We start from the raw sequence: 14051 nt of genomic DNA on the forward strand, positions 1-14051 counted from the left end.
TTCGGGGCCGGCGCCGGCCGGGAGGCCGCGTACCGCTGTGTGCTGGGCGTACGACGGAGCCGGCCCCGGGACGTTTGGAGGAACGTCCCGGGGCCGGCCCCGTCATCCTATGACGACCGCGGTCACCCGTCGGTGGCGATCGCGTTGAGGACGTTCATCCGGCCCGCACGGAAAGCGGGAATCAGTGCGGCGAACAGTCCGACGAAGGCCGAGGCGACGAAGACCGTGAGGATCGTCGGCCACGGGATCTCCAGGATGCCGAGGCCCTCCAGGGCCAGCAGCTTCTGGGCCGAGGTGCCCCAGCCCATGCCCAGGCCGAGGCCGAGCAGGGCGCCGAAGAGGGCGATGACCACGGACTCCAGCCGGATCATCCGACGCAGCTGACGGCGCGAGAGGCCGATGGCCCGCATGAGGCCGATCTCGCGGGTCCGCTCGACCACCGACAGGGCGAGGGTGTTCACCACACCGAGCACCGCGACGATGATCGCCAGGGCCAGCAGGCCGTACACGATGTTGAGCAGCTGGCCGATCTGGTCCTTCAGGTCCTGCTTGAAGTCCGCCTGGTTCTGCACCTTGTACTGCGGGTACCCGGCGAGCGAGGTCTTGAGGGCGGCGTACGCCTCCTTCTCCTGACCCTCCTGCGCCGTGGCGAACATGATCATGTTCTTCGGCATCTTGTCGGCGGGGACGTACTTCTCGGCGGTCGTGATGTTGGTGTACATCGCGCCCTTGTCGACGTTCGTCTCGTCCGAGGTGATCGCGGCGACCTTCAGCTTCGCCGTCTCGCCGCCCTTGAAGGCGACCGTGATCTCGTCGCCGACCTCGACCTTGTGCCGGGTGGCGTACGCGTCGCCGACCGACATGGCGTCCTCGCCGTACGCGGCGGACAGATCGCCGGCGACGGTCTTCCGCCGCAGGTCCTCCTTGTACGTCGGGTCGGCGGCGACGACTTCCTCGTCCTCCGTCGTCCCGTCGGGGGCGGTCAGCTTCGCACCGACGGCCTTGTAGTCGGTGATGTGCTCGATGCCGGGCACGCTCTCCAGGGCCTTCGCGGCCTGGGGGACGATCGGCTGGCCGGTGGACGACTGGACGATGAAGTCCGCGCCGACCGACCTGTCGAGCTCGTCGGTGGCCGAGGCCACCATGGACGAGCCGACGACGGAGAGGCAGGCCACCAGGGCCAGGCCGATCATCAGGGCCGCGCCGGTCGCGCCGGTACGCCGCGGGTTGCGCAGGGCGTTGCGCTCCGCGAGCCGCCCGACCGGGCCGAACAGCCGCAGTACGACGACGCTGAGCGCCCGCACCACGACGCCGGCCAGCAGCGGGCCGATCACGATGAAGCCGATGAGGGTCAGGACCACACCAAGCCCCAGGAAGAGCGAGCCCTCGCTCGCCTCGGCGGCCTGCGTCGTCGCCCAGAGGGCGGCGCCTCCGGCGGCGGTGAGGACCAGGCCGAGCCCGGCGCGCACCTTGCCGGAACGGCCGTCCGCGGGGGTGCCTGCGTCGCGCAGGGCGGCCATCGGCGAGACCTTGCCGGCCCGGCGGGCCGGCACGTAGGCGGCGAGGACGGTGACGAAGATGCCGAGCACGAGCCCGATGACCGGGGTCGTCCAGGCGATGGTGAGGTCCTTCGTGGACAGCTCCATGCCCATGGCGCCCATCAGCTTCATCAGCCCGACGGCGAGCCCGATTCCGGCGCCGACGCCGAGGACCGAGCCGACGACCCCGAGGAGCACCGCTTCGACGAGCACGGACCGGTTGACCTGCTTGCGGCTGGAACCGATGGCCCGCATCAGGCCGATCTCGCGGGTGCGCTGGGCGACCAGCATCGAGAAGGTGTTGACGATCAGGAAGATGCCGACGAGGAAGGCGATACCGGCGAAGCCGAGCATCGCGTACTTCATCACGTCGAGGAAGGAGCCCATGGAGTCCTTGTTGGCGTCCGCGGCTTCCTGCTGGGTCTGGATCTTGTACGGGGACGAGTCGCCGAGCACGGTGGCGACACCGCTCTTCAACTCCGTGTCGCTGACGCCGGATTCGGCGGTGACGGCGACGTGGGTGAAGAGGTCCGGTCCGCCGAGCAGCTTCTGCTGGGCGGTGGCGGTGTCGAGGTAGACGACGGCCGCGCCCGGGTTGGTCACGGTGAAGGACGCGATGCCGCTGATCTTCGCGGTGATGTCGCCCGTGACGGCGATGGTGCGCAGCTCGTCACCGAGCTTCAGGTGGTGCTTCTCCGCGGTGTCGGCGTCGACCATCACTTCGGTGGGACCGCGCGGGGCGTGGCCGGAGGTGATCTCCATGGAACGCAGGTCGTTCTGCGTCCAGTTGCCGGCGATCGTCGGGGCGCCGGTCTCCGAGCCCATGTTCTTGTTGTGACTGTCGACGACGGTGACGGCCATGCTGGTGACGGCGCCCTCGACGGACTTCACGCCCTCGGCCTTCTCCACCTGTCCGACGACGGAGGCGGGCAGCGCTTCGGGCTTGCCCGTCTCCGGGGTGTCGTCGACGTCCGCGGCGGACTTCGGGCTGACGGTGACATCGGCCGCCGTCGCCGCGAAGAGCTTGTCGAACGTGGTGTTCATGGTGTCGGTAAAAACCAGCGTCCCGCACACGAACGCCACCGAGAGCAGGACCGCGACGGCGGAGAGCGCCATCCGTCCCTTGTGCGCGAGGAAGTTGCGCATCGAGGTCTTGAGGACAGTCACGACGTACGCCCCCGTGCATCGAAGTGCTTCATGCGGTCGAGGACCTGGTCGGCGGTCGGGTTCAGCATCTCGTCGACGATGGAACCGTCCGCGAGATACAGCACCCGGTCCGCGTAGGAGGCCGCCACCGGGTCGTGGGTGACCATGACGATGGTCTGGCCCAGGTCGTCCACGGACCGGCGGAGGAAGGACAGCACCTCGGCGCCGGCCCGCGAGTCCAGGTTTCCGGTGGGCTCGTCACCGAAGATGATCTCCGGCTGCGAGGCCAGCGCCCTGGCGACGGCGACGCGCTGCTGCTGGCCGCCGGAGAGCTGGGTCGGCCGGTGCTTCAGCCGGTCGGCGAGACCGACGGTCTCCACGACCTGGCCCAGCCAGGCGGCGTCGGGCTTGCGGCCCGCGATGTCCATCGGCAGCGTGATGTTCTCCAGCGCGTTCAGCGTCGGAAGCAGGTTGAACGCCTGGAAGATGAAGCCGATCCGGTCCCGGCGGAGCTGGGTGAGCTTCTTGTCCTTGAGCTTGGTGATCTCGGTTTCGGCGAGGTGGATCTCGCCCGAGGTCACGGTGTCCAGGCCCGCCAGGCAGTGCATCAGCGTCGACTTGCCCGAGCCGGACGGCCCCATGATCGCCGTGAACTGCCCGCGAGCGATGTCGACATCGACATGGTCGAGCGCGACGACCCGGGTCTCCCCGGACCCGTACGCCTTGACGACCTGGCGCGCTCGCGCGGCGACGGCCGTACGCCCTCCAGTGCCCCCGTGCCTGGGAATGGTCACAGCCGTTGTCACGGTATTTCTCCTATGTCGATCGATGACAGGACGTCTCTGAGTACGTTCCGAGTCTGTCGGGCGGAGGGGGTCCGGCGCGCTGGTGCCCAGCGCAGTCTTCGGGTGGGGTTTTCCCCACCCCGCCCTCTGTGGTCAGCCGCCCTTGCGGTGTAAGAACACGCTAAAGAACGAGCCCCCGCCGGCACGTCCTCCGGCGGGAGGAACGACCCCTGGCCACAAGTACGGAGCTCCCCCTAGGGGATTCGGCCCCGGGTATGAGACCGGAGTAGGGGCCGTCCCCGCGGCCGTGCCGCGCCCCCGGTCGCCGGACGGACCCGGACGAGCCGTGCGGTACCCCGTCGGAGTAGGTCAGCCCGCCCGTACCCTCCCGCTGCGCGGTCCGCGGGTGAGACAGTGGTCCGGGAAATACATGCATAGGGAAAGGAAAACCGGTGGCCGGCACGGGAGGCGGGGACGCGGGCATAGGCGTCGGCACGGGCAAGGGCGGTGCGGGCAGGGGCCGAACGGTCCCGGCGGGCGACACCGGCGGCGGCACGGACACCGCCGACGCGACACCCGCCGCGCCCCGGGGCCGGCGGCCCGTCGTCGCCGCGCTGATGCTCGGCATGGCGCTCGCCGCGATCGACGGCACCATCGTCTCCACCGCCGTCCCCCAGATCGTCGGCGACCTCGGCGGCTTCGCCGTCTTCTCCTGGCTGTTCTCGGGCTACCTGCTGGCCGTGACCGTCACCCTCCCCGTCTACGGCAAACTCTCCGACACCTTCGGCCGCAAGCCGGTCCTGGTCGCCGGCATCATCCTGTTCCTGGTCGGCTCGGTGCTCTGCGCGGCGGCCTGGAACATGGCGGCTCTGATCGCCTTCCGTGTCGTCCAGGGCCTCGGCGGCGGCGCCCTCCAGGGCACCGTGCAGACGATCGCCGCCGACCTCTACCCGCTCAAGGAACGCCCGAAGATCCAGGCGAAGTTGTCGACGGTGTGGGCGACGTCCGCGGTCGCGGGACCGGCGGTCGGCGGGCTGCTCGCGGCGTACGCGGACTGGCGCTGGATCTTCCTGATCAACCTGCCGGTCGGAGCCGTCGCGCTCTGGCTGGTCGTACGCCACCTCCACGAACCGGCCCGCCCCCGCACCGGTGCCCGGCTCCGCATCGACTGGGCGGGCGCCCTCGCCGTCTTCGCGACCGGCGCGCTGCTGCTGACCGCACTCGTCCAGGGCGGCGTGGCCTGGCCGTGGCTCTCCGCACCCTCGCTCGGTCTGCTGGGCGCGAGCGCAGCCCTCGCCGCGCTGACCGTCCTCATCGAGCGGCGCGCCGCCGACCCGATCATCCCCGGGTGGGTCTGGAAGCGGCGCACCATCGCCTCGGTCAACCTGGCCCTGGGCGCGATGGGGCTGCTGATGGTGGCGCCCACGGTCTTCCTGCCGACGTACGCGCAGTCGGTCCTGGGCCTCGGCCCGATCGCCGCCGGTTTCGTGCTCTCCGTCATGACGCTGAGCTGGCCGGTCTCGGCGGCGTTCTCCAACCGGGTCTACAACCGCATCGGCTTCCGGTTCACCGCGATCATCGGCATGAGCGCCACCCTGCTGATCCTGCTGGCCTTCCCGCTGCTGCCGTACCCCGGCTCCGCCTGGCAGCCCGCCCTGATCATGCTGCTGCTGGGCGCGGCGCTCGGGCTGTTCCAACTGCCGCTGATCGTCGGCGTCCAGTCCACGGTCGGCTGGTCCGAGCGCGGCACGACGACGGCCTCCGTGCTGTTCTGCCGCCAGGTCGGCCAGAGCCTGGGCGCCGCGCTCTTCGGCGCCGTCGCCAACGGGGTGCTCGCCTCCCGGCTGGCCGACGCCCCGGTCTCCGGGCTGCCCGGCGACCTGGACGCGATCTCCCACGCCCTGGGCGACCCCGGTTCGCTCTCCGCCGCGGCGACGGACTATCTGCGACGTGCCGTGGACGCGGCCGTCGACTACGTCTACCTCGGGGCGGCGGGCGCCGCCGCCCTCGCCCTGCTCGTCCTCGTCTTCGTGGCCCCGCGCCGCTTCCCGGTCCTCGACGAGGGGACCGAGAACGCCCCGCAGGCACTCAGGAAGTAGACAACTTCATGGTTACCGTGGGTAGTTCGGTCGCACCCCTGCCCAGCGGCCCTACCCGCGAGTAACGTACGCGCTTCCAACAGCGCACCCGCGCTCCTGCCTTGCGGTCCGTCCCCGGATCCGAGCCACGCAAGGAGCAGCACCACGATGCCTCACGACCAGCCGCCACAGCATCCGCCGCGACCCCCGTACGCGCCTTTCCGGCCGCACCGCCGTCCCCCTCCGCCGCCGCCCCGCTCCCCGGGCGGCGAGTACCTCCTCCCCTGGCAGAGTTCCTCGACGCCCCCGCCGCCCCGGTGGCCCACCCCGCCCGCCGCACCCGTCCCCGCACCCGGGCACCACAGCGACCTGCGCCGGCTGCGCGGCGCGTACCGCGTCCTGCGCCGGGCCTCCACCCTCACCGCCCTCGGCTACTTCACCCTCTTCCTCCTCCTCTCCGGCTTCGCCCCGGGCCTGATGACCGGTCCCGTCGGCGACGGCGGCCTCACCACCGGACTCCTGCTCGGCCTGTGCCAGTTGCCGGTGACGCTGGTGGCCATCGCCGTGTACGAGTGGACGGCCCGACGCACCGTGGACCCGCTCTGCGCGGGACTCCGCAACCGGGCCCGCGGCACGGAGGACCGAGCGGCGGCCGAGCGCCGCAGAACAGGAACGGGCCGATGAACGGCTTCGACGAGTCCGCGCAGACGATGTCGCTGATGGCGTTCATCGCCGTGGCCACCGTGACCCTGCTGCTCTGCGTGATGACCGGCCCGGACCGCGACGACCTCGACGAGTTCTACACCGGCTTCCGCTCGCTCTCCCCCGTGCGCAACGGCCTGGCCATCGCCGGTGACTACCTCTCCGCGGCCACCGTCCTCGGCACCACCGGCGTCATCGCCCTCACCGGCCACGACGGGCTCGTACTCGCCCTGAGCACGGCCCTCTCGCTCGTCCTGCTGATGTTCCTGCTGGCCGAACCCCTGCGCAACGCGGGCCGGTTCACCATGGGCGACGTCCTCACCCGCCGCTCCCCCGGGCGGGCCGTCCGCATCGCCGCCTGCGCGGTCACCCTCGCCGCGCTGGTACCCCTGATGGTCGTCCAGCTCGCCGGCAGCGGGAGTCTGCTCGCCTTCATCCTGGGCTTCGACAGCTCCGGCTTCCGTACCGGATCCATCGTCGTGCTCGGCCTCGTGATGATCGGTTACGCGGCGATCGGCGGGATGAAGGGGACCGCGCTCATCCAGATCGTGAAGACCGTCGTCCTCCTCGGCGCCGGCCTTCTCGTCTCCGTACTGATCATGAACCGCTTCGACTGGGACACCGGCGCCCTGATCCGGGCCGCCCAGCAGGGCAGCGGCGCGGGGGCCGCCTATCTGCACTCCGGGCTGCAGTTCGGCGGCAACGACCTCGACATGATCAGCTCCGAACTCACCGTCGTGCTCGGCGCCGCGTGCCTCCCGCACATCACCATGCGGATGTCGAGCGTCCGCAGCGCCCAGGCCGTCCGCCGCTCCCTGTCCTGGGCGGTCTGCGTCGTCGTCTGTCTCTGCCTGCTGCTCACCGTCATCGGCTTCGGCGCCGCCGCCCTCGTCGGCCACAGCCGCATCACGGCCGCCGGAGCGCAGGGCAACAGCGCGATCCTCCAGGTCAGCGGAGCAGTCGCGGGGGGCGGCGAGGCCGGGGCGCTGGTCGTGACGACGATGACCACAGCGATCTTCCTGACCCTGCTCGCCTCGGTCGCCGGAATGATCCTGGCCTGCGCCAACTCCCTGGCCCACGACCTGTTCGCGCACGGACTGCACGGACTCCGGGACCGGGGCAGGGAGCCGGTGCCGGGCCGCATCGAGATGGGCGCGGCGCAGCTCGCCGCGGTCGGCGTGGGCCTCACGGCCATCGTCCTCGCCGTCCTCGCCCGGCACTGGAACGTGCAGGCGATGGTGACGCTCTCGTTCTGCATCGGTGCGTCGGCCCTGGCCCCGGCGCTCGTCTACAGCATGTTCTGGCGGCGCTTCACCCGAACCGGACTGCTCTGCACCCTGATCGGCGGCACCCTCTGTGTCCTGGTGCTGATGACCGGCACCAAGCTGGTGTCCGGCTCCCCCGGCGCGGTCTTCCCCGATCTCGACGTCAACTGGTTCCCGTTCACCACGACCGGGCTCGTCTCCATCCCGTTCGGATTCCTGGCGGGCTGGCTGGGGACGGTGCTCGGCCGGCGCACGGCGGCGGAGGAACGCAGACAGTACGAGGCGGTGGAGCCGTGGATCCTCGCGGGGGCGCCCCCGGTGACGTCGGCCCGCCCGACGCACGGGGACGGGGCGGCACCCGGACGGCCCCGGAACCCCTTCTAGGGTCTTCCGCGCGCCGGACCCGCGAGCCCGGCATGATGCCTAGGGCCTGTCGTCAAACTGCCGTCGTTCGGCCGAAGGCCGGGCCGCGCGGTGTCTGGTGCGTGCGATCGCAAGGCGCCGGGATGTCCTCGTAGCGGAGCTACCAGGACATGTCGGCAACGCCGCGAGCATGCGTGCCAGACACCGCGCGGCAGACGGAAGTTTGACGACAGGCCCTAGTCCTCCTCCGGCCCGGACACCGCCCGGCCCGTGAGGGCCGCGAGCGAGTTGCGTACGTGCGTCATGTGCGCCTGCACCTCCTCGCGGCCCTCCTCGTGCTCCCGGAGAATCCGCTCCGTCTCCCGCACCACCCGCTCCTCGCGCACCCGGGCCTCCGCGATCAGCTCGCCCGCCCGCGCCTCGGCGTCCTCCTGGCCGTGCCGGGCGGCCTCCTCGGTCTCCGCGAGCGCCCGCCGCGCCTCGGCGAGCAACGCCTCGGAACGCTCGGTCAGTTCGGTCTCGCGCGCGGCCGTCGCGGCCTCGTCCGCCGCCAGTCCGGCCGCCGCCGCCTTCGACCGCTCGGCGTGCTCCTGCTCCTGATGGGCCAGCACACCCGTCGTACGCCGCCGGGTCTCCGCCATCGCCTCGTCCGCGGCCCCCCGGACCTCGGCGGCCTCCTTGCGCGCCGCGGCGACGGTCTCGTCCGCGGAACCCCGCGCCGCGGACAGCACCGCCAGGGCGTCCGCCTCGGCAGCCTCCCGTACCGTCCCGGAGTGCTCGCGGGCCGCTTCCCCGGCCGCCCGCCCGGCCGCGTCCGCCGCGTCGCGCAGCGCCTGCCCGTCCTCCTGCGCGGACCCGAGCGCCGCCTCCGCCTCGGCCTGCGCGAGCGCGAGGATCTGCTGGGCCCGCTCGCCGAGCGAGGCATACGTCTGCGGGGCCAGCGAGGCGACGGCCACGGCCAGCCGCTCCGACTCGGCCGCCAGCTCCTCGGCGAGGTCCGTCAGCCGGGAGAGCCGCTCCCATGCGGCGTCCCGCTCCGCGGACAGGGTCGCCACGGTCCGGTCCACCTGCTCAGGACGGTAGCCACGCCCCCGTACGCCGACGAAGCCGTGCGCGGACACCGGTGCAGCACTCATCCTTGAAGCCCTCTCTACGATGCTCCGACCACCAAGCATTACGTCAAGGATGCGGCAATTGGTACAGAAGTCGGAATCGATCAGCCGTATTCAGGACGGAAGCGACGGGCATCACAGGGCCGAAACGAAGAGGCGCCCGGCCCCTTCCGGGTACCGGGCGCCTCCGCCACACCATTCACACAACGGGACAGGTCAGAGCAGTCCGTCCCACATCTGCTCCAGCAGCACCGACCACCAGCTCTCCGGGGACGCGAGCGCCGCCGGATCGAGGGCCACCAACTGTGCCTGGAAGTCGACGGTCCAACGGCCCGCCTGCTCCGGGTTGAGCCCGTAGCGCAGCCGCCACATCCGGCCGAGCAGGGCCATCGAACGCACGAACTCCGGGAGCCCGGTGTTCACGAACTGCGGCGGCACCGACTGCCCGCCCGGACCCGCCTCGACCGGCACGGCCACGATGTTCGCCGTGCCGTACTGGACACAGATCGCCCGGCCGAAGTCGGACCCCATGACGAGGTACGAACCCGCGTCGGGCGCCGCCTGCACCTGACGCTGTGCGGCCAGCTCGGCCAGCGTCGGCACCACGGGCTGACCCGGCTGCGCCCAGAAGAACGGCCCGAAATCGGCGGGCAGTCCCGCCCACACCAGGGTCCGGCCCACGACCTCGGGCACACCCTGCCGGGACACGGCCCGCTGGTCGAAGCGGAGCACACCCTGCGGTCCGAAGACCTGCACCAGCTCCTCCGCGAGCGCCTCCGGCGGCAGCGGAACAGCGGGCTGCATCTGCGGCAGCGGCGCCCGCACCGGCGCCGGCCGCGCGGGGCCGTCGGCGACCTGGTGCAGCTCGCCCTGATGCGTCAGCAGATGCTGCATGCCCTGCTGGCGGCTCGCGTGGTCGGCCCCGTACGGAGCGACGCTGGTGATCCGTACCTGCGGCCAGGTCTCACGGATCATCCGCGCGCAGTAGCCGCCGGGCAGCTCGCACGACTCCAGCTCGGTGTGCAGCTCGATGACCTGCTGCGGCGGCACGTTCATGGCCCGCAGCTCGTGCAGCATCTGCCACTCGGGGTGCGGGGTGCCCGGCGCCGAACGGCGGATCAGCTGCTGCTCGCTGCCGTCGGGCGCGCGGAAGCGCAGCACGGCCTGGTAGCCGGGACCGACGGTCGGCTGACCGAGCGGCTGCTGCGGATACCCGTACGCCGCGGGCGGCGGGGTGTGCTGATTCGGCGGTACGGGACCGGGGGCCCCGCCCTGCGGCATCCCGGGAGGACCGGGAGGCTGCGGAGCACCGGGGGCACCGGGCGGACCCGGAGGACCGGGCGGAGCCGGGGGCCGGGGGCCACCGAGGCTCGCGTCGGCGAACATCGTCGCCGCGTGATGCATCCCGCCACCGGGCGCCGGCGTCGAACCAGGCGCACCGGGCGGACCCGGAGGCTGCGGAGCACCAGGAGGACCGGGAGGACCGGGGGGCTGCTGAGCCCCGGGGGCACCAGGCGCACCGGGCGGGCCAGGAGGACCGGGCGGACCCGGGGGCCGGGGGCCACCGAGGCTCGCGTCGGCGAACATCGTCGCCGCGTGATGCATCCCGCCACCGGGCGCCGGCGTCGAACCAGGCGCACCGGGCGCACCAGGCGGACCCGGAGGCTGCGGAGCACCAGGAGGACCGGGGGGCTGCGGCGCACCGGGAGGGCCGAGCTGCGAGACGAGCTGCGTCGGTACGTAACCACCCGCGGGAGCACCGGGCGCACCCGGCCCCGAAGGCGGCGGCGTGGCGCCCGGACGCATGCCCGGAGTGCCGGGAGCACCCGGGGGCGGCGGTGTCGTCGAGCCGCCTCCGCGCGCGCCGCGCGGCGTCACGACCGCCTTGCTGGTGGCCGCGTCCGCGATGTCACCCGCGCCGGGACGCGCAGGCGCGGCCGGACCGGGTCCACCGGCACCGGGCGCACTCCGGCGGGAAGCGTCGAGAGCCGGGGAAACGGCGGTCGGGGGCAGCTGACTGCCTCCGGACATCAGCGCGGTGGGGGCCTCGGCCGGCACGACCGGCGGCGGGGCCTCCTCGTCGTCCGCGCCCGAGAGCGCCGGAGCGAACACCGTGGCCGGCAGACCGACCGCCCCGGCATCGGGATCGGCGTTGGTGTCCGTGCCCGCCCACGGCGTAGCCCCGGAGGGCGCACCGGGCGAGGACGCGGGCACACCGTCGGCGGCCGTGGGCTCGTAATCGGCCTGCCCGCCCGCGGCGGGCCACGAAGCCCCGGCGTCCACCGGACCGGACGCAGCGGCCCCGGCGGAAGAAGGAGAAGGGGAAGAAGGAGAAGAAGAGGGAGCGGAGTCCGAGGGAGGACCGTCGGCCGGCTCGGCGCGCCGGTCCGGAATCCCCAGTTTGTCCGCGGCCTCCTGAAGCCACTCGGGCGGACTCAGCAGGAACGACGTCTGGTTCAGATCGATCCGCTGCGGCGGCACCGGGGCGGCCGGCGCCGCGTCGGACGTGCCGTACTCCTCCTCGTACCGCCGGATCACCTCGCCCACCGGCAGTCCGGGCCACAGCGTGGCCTCACCACTGTCCCGGGCGATCACCAGCCGCTGGCGCCCACCGTCCGAGACGGGGCCCTCCGCCCGGTCCTCGGCCCACACCACGAAGCCCAGCTCGAACTCGCGGACCCGCACCTCACGGTGCTGGTACGCGGGCACGTCGCCGTTGACCCACTCGTCCGCACGTTCCTGCGCCTGCGCGAAGGTCACCATCGCGCTCACCCCTCCACCGGGACGGCCCGCGCGAAGCCGCCGTCCACCATCAGGTTCGCCACGGTCTCCAGCTCCGGCGGATTGCCCGCCAGGCGCTGGAGAAAGGCGTCGAAGTCCGCACCGCAGGGCAGCAGCAGCCGGTCGACGCGGTCCTGCACGCTCCAGCCGTCCTGGTCCCGGGCGTCGTCGTACGCGCAGAACCAGACCGAGCCGATGTCCTGCCCGCGCACCTTCACCGCGAGGATGCCGCCCTGGACGAAAGCGACGCCCAGGTAGTCCTTGGTGAAGTGGTCGCGCAGGCACTTGTTGACGTACAGGAGGTCGTTCACGGCGGCCTCGTCGCGCACCGTGAAGAACGGCTGGTCCACCAGGAGCCCGAGGTCCGCGTCGAGCGCGGCACCCACCGGGGCCGAACCGCCCGCGGCCTTGAGGAACGAGCGGTACGCGCCGGGCAGCCGGTAACCGAGGTCCTCCTCGACACCCAGCACCTGCTGCTCGCTCACCGCCACCGCGCCCTTGGGCAGCCGGAAGTGCGGAGGCCGCGTCTCCTGCAGGGGGCGCGTACCGCGCCGGTTGTGGTCGACCGGAGCAGTCGCCATGCCGCCGTGATGACGCAGCAGCGCCTTCACCTCGACCGGTACGAGTTCCATCCGCCGGCCGCCCGGCACGTGGTGCCAGGTCCAGCCGTGCGGAGTCGCCACCGGCGCGATCGTGTCCCACAGCTCATGGCCGCTCGCCGCCAGAGCCGCGTTCGCCGACACGTAGTCGGTGAGACGGAGCTCGTCGATACCGAAGCCCGGGGGCGGATCGGCGATCTCTGCGGCGGCACGCGCATACGGTGTGAGTTCCGGATAGCCGTTCTCGTCCATGCGCACACCCCTGGGGTGGCGGGACGCCCGGACCGGGTCCGGGAAATGCACGACCTGCCCGGCGTAGGCCGCATTCGGTGGCGCGGCTTGCTGCCCGAGCCGACCTGTCGTCATGGCGGTTGCCCCCTGCTGCGTCCGGTGATTCCGCACAGCCTATGCGGTGGGGCAACAGGGGGTCTCGCCCCTTCGTTTTGGTCACCAACCGTCACAGCGAGGTGACGGACGAGCGACGGTCGTGCCACTTCGGGCGACACGCAGACACGTTTCACCGACCCAGCTTCCCCAGCCCCCGGCACATTTGGCAGGCTGTCACCGCAACTCGGGGGCGTGCACACCTGCAGCTACCGCTGCGGGCACGGGAGGGATGCAAGCACCATGAACACAGCACCGCCAGTCACATCCGGGGATCCGAGGCTCAGCTGGAGCAGCACCGAGACCAGCCGCGCACCCCAGCTGCACCACCGCCGCGACGGCATCCTGCCCGCCGTGGCCGCAGCCCTGTCCGTCCGGGGCGAGACACTGACCTGCACCGCGGGCAAGGGCGACCGCCCGCCGGTGCTCCACCCACTCGTCCAGGACTTCCTCGACGCCCTCACCAGCGGACAGCGCGAACGCTTCACCGGCCGCTGCCCCGAAGCGATACTGCTGTCGCGCCAGCTCACGGCGACCGACGGCAGCCGTTCCAAACGGGCCCAGCGCAAACCCCTGACCGGCGGCGAGGCCCGGCGCGCACTGAAGCACTCCCGCATCACCGCCCGGCGCATCCGCGAGGACGGCGACCCGCTGCACGGCAGCTACGCCCCGCCCTGCCGCTCCTGTGCGGCGATGCTCGCGCACTTCGGCGTACGTCCCGTCGACCTCACCACGACCGGGGCGGCCACCACCGCCGAGAAGGGCTGACGGCACTCCGATGCAGGACTCGACCGGACACGCGTCCGCGCCCGACCGGCACGCCACCACCCGCTTCCCCGTCGCCGTCGACGCCGCCCTCCGCGAGGCGGGCTGGCAGCCGGGGCGCTGGGACATCCGGCAGGCCGAGGAGTGGGCCGACGCCCTGCGCTCCCACGCCTCACCGGCCGGCCACCAGCACGCGGTCTTCCCCGCGGCCGTCGAGGCATGGGCGGAGTTCGGCGCCCTGCGCATCACCGCGTCCGCGCCCGGCCGGCAGATCGCGCCCGCCGCCGTACGCATCGATCCGCTGTGCGGCCTCCACCTGGCCCGCACCCTGGGTGACCTGGGGCGGGCGCTGGAGACCGAGATCAGCCCCCTGGGCGAGGAGGGCGACGGTCAGGCGGTGCTCGCCATCGACATCGAGGGCCGCGTCTACAGCATCGACCACACCGGTGACTGGTACCTCGGCGCGGACATCGACCAGGCGCTGGCCACGCTGGTGACGGGCGTCCAGCCGGCCAGACTCACCTCGGGCTGAC

At 72.3% G+C, this 14051-nt stretch carries 10 protein-coding genes; 5 read left to right on the plus strand and 5 right to left on the minus strand.

What is annotated here, in order from left to right; genetic code table 11:
• Positions 1 to 122: 122 nt before the first annotated feature.
• Positions 123 to 2705 (minus strand): ABC transporter permease, encoded by a 2583-nt coding sequence (locus OG230_RS14350; RefSeq protein ID WP_328910591.1) that lies wholly within the window; start codon positions 2703 to 2705, stop codon positions 123 to 125.
• Entirely contained in the window at positions 2702 to 3490 is a 789-nt protein-coding gene (locus OG230_RS14355; protein WP_328910592.1) for an ABC transporter ATP-binding protein, read from the minus strand. Before OG230_RS14355 ends, OG230_RS14350 begins: the two co-directional genes overlap by 4 nt.
• Before the next feature lie 461 nt (positions 3491 to 3951).
• Here OG230_RS14355 and OG230_RS14360 point away from each other — a divergent pair, with 461 nt between their 5' ends.
• The 3 genes from OG230_RS14360 to OG230_RS14370 all read left to right on the plus strand — a co-directional run bounded on the left by OG230_RS14360 (position 3952) and on the right by OG230_RS14370 (position 7898).
• The gene (locus OG230_RS14360; RefSeq protein WP_443051588.1) at positions 3952 to 5568 is read left to right on the plus strand and encodes an MFS transporter; all 1617 of its coding nucleotides are present in this window, start codon (positions 3952 to 3954) and stop codon (positions 5566 to 5568) included.
• A 147-nt stretch (positions 5569 to 5715) separates the two neighbouring features.
• On the plus strand, positions 5716 to 6231 hold the full coding sequence (locus OG230_RS14365; protein ID WP_328910594.1) for a DUF485 domain-containing protein: 516 nt from the start codon (positions 5716 to 5718) through the stop codon (positions 6229 to 6231).
• A complete protein-coding gene (locus tag OG230_RS14370) occupies positions 6228 to 7898 on the plus strand; it encodes a sodium/solute symporter (RefSeq protein WP_328910595.1) in 1671 nt (556 codons plus the stop codon). Before OG230_RS14365 ends, OG230_RS14370 begins: the two co-directional genes overlap by 4 nt.
• Before the next feature lie 215 nt (positions 7899 to 8113).
• Here OG230_RS14370 and OG230_RS14375 read toward each other — a convergent pair whose 3' ends face one another.
• The 3 genes from OG230_RS14375 to OG230_RS14385 all read right to left on the minus strand — a co-directional run bounded on the left by OG230_RS14375 (position 8114) and on the right by OG230_RS14385 (position 12735).
• Positions 8114 to 9013, minus strand: a complete 900-nt coding sequence (locus OG230_RS14375; protein WP_328910596.1) for a cellulose-binding protein — start codon at positions 9011 to 9013, stop codon at positions 8114 to 8116.
• A 192-nt stretch (positions 9014 to 9205) separates the two neighbouring features.
• On the minus strand, positions 9206 to 11752 hold the full coding sequence (locus OG230_RS14380; protein ID WP_328911400.1) for an SUKH-4 family immunity protein: 2547 nt from the start codon (positions 11750 to 11752) through the stop codon (positions 9206 to 9208).
• A gap of 5 nt (positions 11753 to 11757) precedes the next feature.
• Entirely contained in the window at positions 11758 to 12735 is a 978-nt protein-coding gene (locus OG230_RS14385) for an SMI1/KNR4 family protein (RefSeq protein ID WP_328910597.1), read from the minus strand.
• 261 nt (positions 12736 to 12996) lie between these two features.
• Here OG230_RS14385 and OG230_RS14390 point away from each other — a divergent pair, with 261 nt between their 5' ends.
• Both OG230_RS14390 and OG230_RS14395 read left to right on the plus strand, forming a co-directional pair.
• Positions 12997 to 13521, plus strand: coding sequence for a YwqJ-related putative deaminase (locus tag OG230_RS14390; RefSeq protein WP_328910598.1), 525 nt, complete (start codon positions 12997 to 12999; stop codon positions 13519 to 13521).
• 10 nt (positions 13522 to 13531) lie between these two features.
• Positions 13532 to 14050: an SUKH-3 domain-containing protein gene (locus OG230_RS14395; RefSeq protein ID WP_328910599.1), complete on the plus strand. Its 519-nt coding sequence runs from the start codon at positions 13532 to 13534 to the stop codon at positions 14048 to 14050.
• Position 14051 lies beyond the last annotated feature (1 nt).

The organism is Streptomyces sp. NBC_00234 (genome assembly GCF_036195325.1).
In the GTDB taxonomy this organism is placed as follows: domain Bacteria; phylum Actinomycetota; class Actinomycetes; order Streptomycetales; family Streptomycetaceae; genus Streptomyces.

Excerpts from the sequence above, each read along its gene's own strand:
- OG230_RS14385 (WP_328910597.1), bottom strand. The coding sequence starts at position 12,735 with ATGACGACAGGTCGGCTCGGGCAGCAAGCCGCGCCACCGAATGCGGCC.
- OG230_RS14380 (WP_328911400.1), bottom strand. The coding sequence starts at position 11,752 with ATGGTGACCTTCGCGCAGGCGCAGGAACGTGCGGACGAGTGGGTCAAC.
- OG230_RS14390 (WP_328910598.1), top strand. The coding sequence starts at position 12,997 with ATGAACACAGCACCGCCAGTCACATCCGGGGATCCGAGGCTCAGCTGG.
- OG230_RS14370 (WP_328910595.1), top strand. The coding sequence starts at position 6,228 with ATGAACGGCTTCGACGAGTCCGCGCAGACGATGTCGCTGATGGCGTTC.
- OG230_RS14365 (WP_328910594.1), top strand. The coding sequence starts at position 5,716 with ATGCCTCACGACCAGCCGCCACAGCATCCGCCGCGACCCCCGTACGCG.
- OG230_RS14395 (WP_328910599.1), top strand. The coding sequence starts at position 13,532 with ATGCAGGACTCGACCGGACACGCGTCCGCGCCCGACCGGCACGCCACC.
- OG230_RS14375 (WP_328910596.1), bottom strand. The coding sequence starts at position 9,013 with ATGAGTGCTGCACCGGTGTCCGCGCACGGCTTCGTCGGCGTACGGGGG.